The organism is Marinobacter sp. 2_MG-2023 (assembly GCF_030546935.1).
In the GTDB taxonomy this organism is placed as follows: Bacteria; Pseudomonadota; Gammaproteobacteria; order Pseudomonadales; family Oleiphilaceae; genus Marinobacter.
The window spans coordinates 1-3129 of record NZ_JAUOPH010000014.1 but is presented as its reverse complement, the minus strand read 5'-3'; the positions used below and the strand labels follow the sequence as shown (position 1 = coordinate 3129).

Here is a 3129-nt window from a genome sequence, read left to right as displayed (position 1 = left end):
GTCAGAGCAGCGGTCAGAGTCGTCTTACCATGGTCTACGTGACCAATAGTGCCCACGTTCAAGTGCGGCTTATTACGTTCAAACTTAGACTTAGACATTCGACCAATCTCCCTGATCAACCTGGATCGTAACGCTGACCGGATAAATAGTGGAGCTCATGACCGGAATTGAACCGGTGACCTCATCCTTACCAAGGATGTGCTCTACCGACTGAGCTACATGAGCATTGCATACATCAAATTGGAGCGGGCAGCGGGAATCGAACCCGCGTCATCAGCTTGGAAGGCTGAGGTAATAGCCACTATACGATGCCCGCGAGCAATTAAGTGGTGGAGGGGGCTGGATTCGAACCAGCGAAGCTTTCGCGTCAGATTTACAGTCTGATCCCTTTGGCCACTCGGGAACCCCTCCGAGTCAGGCGCAACCTTCGCACCTGTCAAAAACAAAAAGTGGAGCTGGCGGACGGAATCGAACCCCCGACCTGCTGATTACAAGTCAGCTGCTCTACCAACTGAGCTACGCCAGCTCACAATCGCCTCTTCAGCGAGGGCGGTATACTACGGATTTTTGACTGGCGTTGCAACACCCTTACAAGCGTTGATTTCGATGAAATCGAAATTATTGCCATAATCCGCTTTTGCCGCGCTAACCAGTTCTTCAACAAGCCCTGGGCTCACCTCAAAAGACAGCGCGTAGCTTAGCTGATTTCGGGGGAAGTTGACCAGTACTGCATTGAGATTCTGTTGTTTTTTTTCTTCTAGCACGGAAATTGCGGCCTCACGCGACTCGAACAAGCCCAATGAGATAGCATTGCGGTTTTCTCCCTGAGCAACCAGGTAAGAATCGACACCCCTTTCCTGAAGGTCTTTCAGCTGATCCAAGGCCACCTGCCCCGGCTGCGGAGGAATAATAATCCAATGCAAAGGCGCCAGTTGACGCTCTCTTTCTTTTACCTGGTAAGCACTGAACCGGGCCATGCCCCCTCCATTGGCAAGTGCTTCGGCCGCAGCAAGGGACTCGAACCACCCAAACGTCACACAGTAGATCGCTGACGGCTCGCCCGGTGCTATATTAAACTCAAAACCCTCCAGTTCTGAATGCTCCGGCACACGCACTTCAGGGGGCTTGAGGCTCGCCACCCTCGGAAGAGTTCCAGACTCTGAGCTACCGTACCGACTCTGATCACGCGGTTCGCTCAAGACAATCCAGAGAGAGGCATTCAGTAACAGCAAAGCCAACGCAAACCACTTCATTCGCCATGTGCCTCATTGTCGATATAGCCGAGACCATCCAACACCAATGAAGGGTGATGCACTCCATCTACCCCAAGCGTAAACAGGCGCTCCGCATCTCCGCCGGTTACGAGCGTTTGAGGAAGTTCAAATTCAGAGGCGTCACTCCTGATCCGATCGATCATTGCCTGAGACAACCATGACAGACCTTGATTGACACACTCTGCCGTATTGTTTCCCGGCTCGATTCGGGACACGTGTGCCGGCTCAAATGCAATTCGTGCAGCGTCACTCCTCAAGCTTCTCAACATCATCTGCAATCCGGGAAGGATATACCCGCCAAGATGTTTGCCCTCTTTACTCACGTAGTCCACAGTTATCGCACTGCCTGCATCTATAACAGCGCAACCGCATCTGTAATGCCTCCAGGCGCCATACATCCCGTGCCAACGGTCTGACCCCATCGTCTTCACATCCTCATACGAGTTCAACAACCCGCAACGCTGTCCTTCAGCCCAGTAAAAATTAACCGGGCCAGGCACTCTTTGCATCAGATAGGATAGAAGCCGCTGCCTTGCATCCTCGTGAATAACTGTCGACACTGCCACCCTGGACACAGAGTTCAGACTGCCTTCTATATGCGCAAGGGGGTTCGCCGAATCCAGCAATGCAGAACCCTCCCTAGCAATGATACCGCCCTGCTCGAGGCGCCACTTCAGACGGGTATTACCCGCATCTATCAACAGTCTCATCGCGCAACCCGCAAGCTGATTTCCCCGGCCCGAACTGGTACAACCCCAGACTCGCCCTCGACAAGGTAGTTACCCTGCCCATCAATACCACGACCGACACCAGCGAGCTCCCCGCCTTTCGCTATCAACTGCTGACCATTAAAAAGATCCCTGGATTGCCATGCATCCTGAAACGCACCAAAACCTTTTTGGGCAAAGATATCGGCACTGTGCAAAAGCGTGCCAATAAGAGCGGACGCGATTCGATTCCTTGACCAGCCTGCCTGGGTGGAAACGCGATCCAGGCTCGACCAGGCCTGGTCGACATCATCAGCACAACTCATATGAACATTTATGCCAATACCGGCAATAACCCGGATAACACCTTCCTGCAACTCACCCTGAAGCTCGACCAGAATCCCGCCCAGCTTTCCATCAGGCATAAAAATGTCATTGGGCCACTTCAAGCGCACGCCAGGCAAACCCAGCTCTTCAAGAGTTTCGGCTACGGCAACACCCAATACGAGACTGAGACCGTCAAGAACGGAAAAGTCCCCATGAAACGTCAAACCGGCACTTAAATAGAGGTTCTCACCCCGAGGACTACGCCACGGTCGACCACGACGCCCACGGCCCATGGTTTGGCAATCTGCGATAGCAACCGGCACCCCGCTTACCCCATCCGATATCTGCCGCAAGATCTCGGTGTTTGTCGAATCCACCTCGTCCAGAACCGTCAAGCAAATGCTATTACGAGCAGACTCAACAAGCCCGTCCAGAATAACGCCTGCGTCAAGCAAGTCCACGGGCGTCACCAGCTTATAACCTCGCCCTCTTACGGTTTCAATCTCGAAACCCTCTGCAGCCGCTCGACGCACCTGCTTCCAGACCGCAGTGCGGCTAACACCAAGCTCCTCGGCCAGTCGCTCTCCAGAATGAACCTGCCCGTCGCTGAGCAGTGATACAAGTACTTTGGTTTTCATGACACACCATCCGGCCAGGAGAATTAGTAACGCGGGGATTAAACACCAGGATTGGTGAAAAGACAAAACGAAAAAACCCCCAACGGTAATCCGCTGGGGGTTTTCAGTATTAAGAGTCTGACGATGACCTACTCTCACATGGGCAATGCCACACTACCATCGGCGCAGGCCTGTTTCACTTCT

The 3129-nt window shown here is 53.2% G+C and carries 4 protein-coding genes and 4 tRNA genes; all 8 read right to left on the bottom strand.

Going from position 1 to position 3129, the window contains the following annotated elements:
• Window positions 1–98: GTP-binding protein (locus Q4501_RS18465; RefSeq protein ID WP_303597705.1), on the bottom strand; the 98-nt coding region annotated here is incomplete at its 3' end.
• 51 nt (window positions 99–149) lie between these two features.
• Window positions 150–225, bottom strand: a tRNA-Thr gene (locus Q4501_RS18460).
• 16 nt (window positions 226–241) lie between these two features.
• Window positions 242–316, bottom strand: a tRNA-Gly gene (locus Q4501_RS18455).
• An 11-nt stretch (window positions 317–327) separates the two neighbouring features.
• Window positions 328–411: transfer RNA gene (locus Q4501_RS18450), tRNA-Tyr, on the bottom strand.
• 39 nt (window positions 412–450) lie between these two features.
• A tRNA-Thr gene (locus Q4501_RS18445) sits at window positions 451–526 on the bottom strand.
• A gap of 31 nt (window positions 527–557) precedes the next feature.
• On the bottom strand, window positions 558–1253 hold the full coding sequence (locus Q4501_RS18440; protein ID WP_303597728.1) for a hypothetical protein: 696 nt from the start codon (window positions 1251–1253) through the stop codon (window positions 558–560).
• Window positions 1250–1984, bottom strand: a complete 735-nt coding sequence (locus Q4501_RS18435; RefSeq protein ID WP_303597727.1) for a type III pantothenate kinase — start codon at window positions 1982–1984, stop codon at window positions 1250–1252. The genes Q4501_RS18440 and Q4501_RS18435 overlap by 4 nt, the downstream gene beginning before the upstream one ends.
• Window positions 1981–2946 (bottom strand): biotin--[acetyl-CoA-carboxylase] ligase, encoded by a 966-nt coding sequence (locus tag Q4501_RS18430; RefSeq protein ID WP_303597726.1) that lies wholly within the window; start codon window positions 2944–2946, stop codon window positions 1981–1983. Before Q4501_RS18430 ends, Q4501_RS18435 begins: the two co-directional genes overlap by 4 nt.
• Window positions 2947–3129 lie beyond the last annotated feature (183 nt).

What these genes read in the sequence shown, in the direction of transcription:
- Q4501_RS18435 (WP_303597727.1), bottom strand. Translation starts at nt 1,984, where the DNA reads ATGAGACTGTTGATAGATGCGGGTAATACCCGTCTGAAGTGGCGCCTC.
- Q4501_RS18430 (WP_303597726.1), bottom strand. Translation starts at nt 2,946, where the DNA reads ATGAAAACCAAAGTACTTGTATCACTGCTCAGCGACGGGCAGGTTCAT.
- Q4501_RS18440 (WP_303597728.1), bottom strand. Translation starts at nt 1,253, where the DNA reads ATGAAGTGGTTTGCGTTGGCTTTGCTGTTACTGAATGCCTCTCTCTGG.